Below are 4,195 nucleotides of genomic sequence, written 5' to 3'. Positions count from 1 at the left end.
CGCTTGCGCCATCACGCGCAGGCTGCCTAACCTCTCACCCCAGATGGACCAGAGCCTCCGCTCCTGAACACCGCTGAATGTCCCAAATCATCTGACGACGGACATGCGTCAGAGCAAGGTAGAGCCCGACATGGACCATCAGCATCAGGAGGACGGCTACCGTCCAGCCCAGGAACCGGAGCAGCCCGGACGACTGGGACCGTTCCAGCTCCGCGCGACGCTTCTCGGTGGCCTGAAGAAAGGCTTCAGGCGGTGGATGCATCATGGTTGCGCTCCGCCGGCCGTCTCCTCGAGACCGACGAGGCCGACCTTGAGGTAGCCTGCGCCGCGCAGCAGGTTCATCACCTGCATCAGTTCGCCGTAGGGTACGCCCTTGTCGGCACGCAAGAAGATGCGCTCATCCTTGTTGCCTTTCGTCGCCTCGTTGAGGGCCGCGCCGAGATCCGTCCGGGCCACCGCGTCCTCTCCCAAGGTGACGGAGAGATCGGATTTGATGCTGATGTAGACCGGCTTGTCCGGACGCGGCTGCTGCGGCGCGGAGGAGGTTGGCAACTCGACCGGGACGCTGACGGTCGAGAGCGGCGCCGCCACCATGAAAATGATCATCAGGACGAGGATCACGTCGATGAACGGCGTGATGTTGATCTCGGCGCTCTCGACGAGGTCGCCGCCGTCGCTGGATCCCAACTTGACGGCCATGCGCCTACTCCGCGGCCAGGCGCAGATTGGACGGGCGGCCGTAGGTGACCGTCTCGCGCGTGTCGAGGTCGCGCGACAGGTGGCACATCACCAGCGCGACGGCGTCGCCGACCAGGGCCCGATAGCCGGTGATGGAGCGCGTCAGCGCGTTGTAGATCACCACCGCGGGGATCGCCGCGACGAGGCCGATCCCGGTGGCAAGCAGCGCTTCGGCGATACCGGGCGCCACCACGGCGAGGGAGGTGGTGTTCGAGTTGGCGATGCCAATGAAGCTGCCCATGATGCCCCACACGGTGCCGAACAGGCCGACGAAGGGTCCGATCGAACCGACCGTCGCCAGAATTCCGGTTCCGGAGGCCATCCGCTTGCCGACCCTGGCCTCGATCCGGGTGAGCGCGATGGCGGCCCGCTCCTTGATGCCCTCGCTCGGGAGTCCCTGGGAGAGCACGACCTCACCCTCGACCTCGACCAGTAGAAGCGCTCCGACACCGCGGCGAATCTGCTCGTTCGCCTCCGGCAGGTTACCAACCGACCGCAACGCCGTGAGGCTCGACCGGATCTGCCGCTTGGCGAGGGTCAGGCTCAGCGTCTTCACCAGGAAGATGGCCCAGGTGACCACCGACGCCAGGAGAAGGGTGACCATCACCGCCTGCACCACGACGTCCGCAGTGCGGAACATGCCAATGGGCGAGAAGTCGTGGGCGACCCCGGCCGCCTTGTTCGAGGCCGGCAGTTGCGCGCTCGTCGCGCCGGGCTCTGACGCAACGGACGCGGGCGGGGACGCCGTGGGTACCGCGGGGGCGCCCGCCAGGCCCTCGGCGGGCGCGACGCCGGTCGACACAGCGGCCGCTGGTGACCCGACGTCCTGCGCCGCTGCCGGCGTGGTGATCGCCAGCGCCCCCATCAGGATCAGGCCTGTGATGGTCAGGGCGTTTCCACGCCGCGGACCGTTCGCCGAACCGGGTTCCTGAAAGGCCGTCGTCACCGTCATCGCGCTGAACCTTCGTTGCAGTCACCGTAGTGCTTCGAAGGCTCTGTGGGACGAGACGCGCAATCTGCCACGGCCCTCCCGCAATTTTCGGATTGCTGAAGGTTTCCCGTGGTCTTTCGCGGGAGCGCCGACGACCCGAGGCCCCCGGTGGAGCGCGTCCCAGAGCCCGGTGTCTTTGTGGCAGGTGCGCGTCCCCGGCTCTCGGGAGAACCCTGGGCTATGGTCCGCGGGCTCCCTGGAGGCTGCAGCCCACCACGTCGGGGAGAGTGCGGTTCGCGATCACGACGATTCCGTGGGGCCGGAACTCGACGACCGCCTATGCGCGGCCGATGGTGGTGATCCGGATTCAACGATCGCGATGGGGCATCCGCCGATTACGCTCTTCCAGCGCCACATCTTGAGACCATCGCAGTTCTCGGTCCGCTACAGCCTCGCGTTCCGTTCGCGGTCCCTGACCGGCACCGCCCCGACCCACTTCTTGAGGTGGCTTGCAGCTACGCTCGCGGCAGATGATCGATCACGTTCACGTCAATGATCCGGATATACCAGACATTCGCCGGCCCCTGTCGGAACCGGCCTTCGCGCAGGCAGGTTACGGCCGGACTTGATCGAAGTGGATGGAAGTCCCGGTGACACTTGGCGTCGACAGGCATGAACTCCAGCAGATCGTTGCCGGACTGAGCGAGGGCGTGATCCTGGTCGAGCCTGACCAAACCATCGCCTACGCCAACGCGGCGGCGCTGGCCATGCACGGCGCCGAGAGCCTGGAGGAACTCGGCGGAACGGTCGATGCCTACCGTGAGCGCTTCGCGCTGCGTTATCGCAACAACCATGCGCCGAACCAATATCCGATGGAGCGGGTCGTCTCCGGCGAACGCTTCCACGACGTCATCGTCGAGGTCACGCGCACCGACCGTCCCGATGCCGACTACGTGCACTCGTTGCGCAGCTTGGTTGCGACCGATCGCGAGGGCCAGCCGAGCTGTCTCGCTCTCATCCTGAAGGACGTCTCCGACCAGTTCGAAGCCGAGGCCCGCTTCGAGGCCACCTTCAACGCCAACCCCGCACCCGCCGTGATCTGCCGGCTCGCCGACCTGCGCTTCGTCAAGGTCAACCTCGGCTTCCTGGAGATGACCGGGTACACCCGCGACGCCGTCATCGGCCGCAGCGTCTACGAGGTCGACGTGCTGGCCAACGCCCGCAACCGAGATCTGGCAATCTCCCGGCTCAACGAGGGCGGCACCATTCCGCAGATGGAGGCCTGCCTCGACCTGCCCGATGGCGGCACCCGCTTCGTCATCGTGGCCGGGCAGCCGATGGAACTCGGCGACGAGCCCTGCATGCTCTTCACCTTCGCCGACCTCGAACTGCGCCGGAAGGCCGAGACCGCGCTGCGTCAGAGCGAGGAGCGCTTCGCCAAGGCGTTCCGCCTGACCCCTGTGCCGACCCTTCTGGCCCGCGCCGAAAGCCTGACAATCACCGGCGTGAACGAAGCCTTCACCCGCGTCTTCGGCTTCGGCCCGGAGACAGTCACTGGCCGCACGCCGGGCGATCTCGACCTCTGGGTCTCGGAGCCCCAGCGGGACCGGTTCGAGACAGCCCTGGTGCGCACCGGCTACGTCCTCGGCCTGGAGGTTTGTCTGCACCATGAGGATGGGAGCAGCCTCGATTGCCTGGTCTCGGCGGAGCGGGTCGAGATCGGCGCGGAGGTCTTCGTCCTCCTGGTTCTGCAGGACATCACCGAGCGCAAGCGAACCGAGCGCGAATTGTTCGAGGCGATCGAGGCCGTGATGGCCGACACCTCCTGGTTCAGCCGCGGACTGATCGAGAAGCTGGCTCATCTGCGCCAACCCGGTGCCGGCCATCAGGATGCGGTCTCACCCAACATGACGGTGCGCGAGCGCCAGATCCTGGACCTGATCTGTGCCGGACTCTCGGACGAGGTCATCGCCAAACGGCTGAACCTGTCCAAGAACACGGTGCGCAACCACGCGGCGGCCCTCTATCGGAAGCTCGACGTGCACAAGCGGTCCGAGGCCATCGTCTGGGGGCGCAACAACGGATTCCCGACCGCATCGTCCGGGTAGAAAAACCCAGTTTACTGGTATTTTCTAACTATTGATACGTCGGTGAGAAGGGCCATCTCCCCGATCAGGCAAGGGGGCTGAGGGCTCCACCGCCGAGACCTCAGCCCTCACCGATCCGCAGCGGATCGGCGACAGGCCGACCGGGAGCCCGGCCCGGGCTCGCAATGGCCCACCAGCGATCCGGTTCTGGGGCCAGGGAGATTGGCGGCGGCGTTTCCCGTCGCTCGCACCGTCACACACCCACGCGTCACGAAGCGCGCACAGCAAGGACAATGATCATGGTCAACACGGATCGCATCACGGGGACCGCCAAGGAGCTTGGCGGCAAGGTTCAGGGCGCGGTGGGCGACCTCACCGGCTCGAAGCGGGACGCGCTCGAGGGCCGTGCCCGCGAGGCGCAGGGCGCTGCGGAGAACCT

At 66.5% G+C, this 4,195-nt stretch carries 5 protein-coding genes; 2 read left to right on the top strand and 3 right to left on the bottom strand.

From position 1 onward, the window contains the following. Nucleotides 1-34: 34 nt before the first annotated feature. The 3 genes from ASF58_RS20075 to exbB are packed head-to-tail and all read right to left on the bottom strand — an operon-like array spanning nt 35 to nt 1,690. Nucleotides 35-265, bottom strand: coding sequence for a hypothetical protein (locus tag ASF58_RS20075; RefSeq protein WP_055956718.1), 231 nt, complete (start codon nt 263-265; stop codon nt 35-37). After that, nucleotides 262-699: a TonB system transport protein ExbD gene (exbD, locus tag ASF58_RS20070; protein WP_055956715.1), complete on the bottom strand. Its 438-nt coding sequence runs from the start codon at nt 697-699 to the stop codon at nt 262-264. Before exbD ends, ASF58_RS20075 begins: the two co-directional genes overlap by 4 nt. A 4-nt stretch (nt 700-703) precedes the next feature. After that, nucleotides 704-1,690 (bottom strand): tonB-system energizer ExbB, encoded by a 987-nt coding sequence (gene exbB / locus ASF58_RS20065; RefSeq protein ID WP_082513203.1) that lies wholly within the window; start codon nt 1,688-1,690, stop codon nt 704-706. A gap of 629 nt (nt 1,691-2,319) precedes the next feature. Here exbB and ASF58_RS20060 point away from each other — a divergent pair. After that, nucleotides 2,320-3,777 (top strand): helix-turn-helix transcriptional regulator, encoded by a 1,458-nt coding sequence (locus ASF58_RS20060; protein WP_055956721.1) that lies wholly within the window; start codon nt 2,320-2,322, stop codon nt 3,775-3,777. A gap of 278 nt (nt 3,778-4,055) precedes the next feature. Continuing rightward, on the top strand, nt 4,056-4,195 hold a 140-nt coding region (locus ASF58_RS27295), incomplete at its 3' end, for a CsbD family protein (protein ID WP_156375817.1).

Origin of the sequence: Methylobacterium sp. Leaf125 (assembly GCF_001423085.1) — a bacterium.
In the GTDB taxonomy this organism is placed as follows: Bacteria; Pseudomonadota; Alphaproteobacteria; order Rhizobiales; family Beijerinckiaceae; genus Methylobacterium.
Note: the sequence above shows the minus strand (reverse complement) of the source record. Positions and strands in the feature narration are given on the sequence as shown.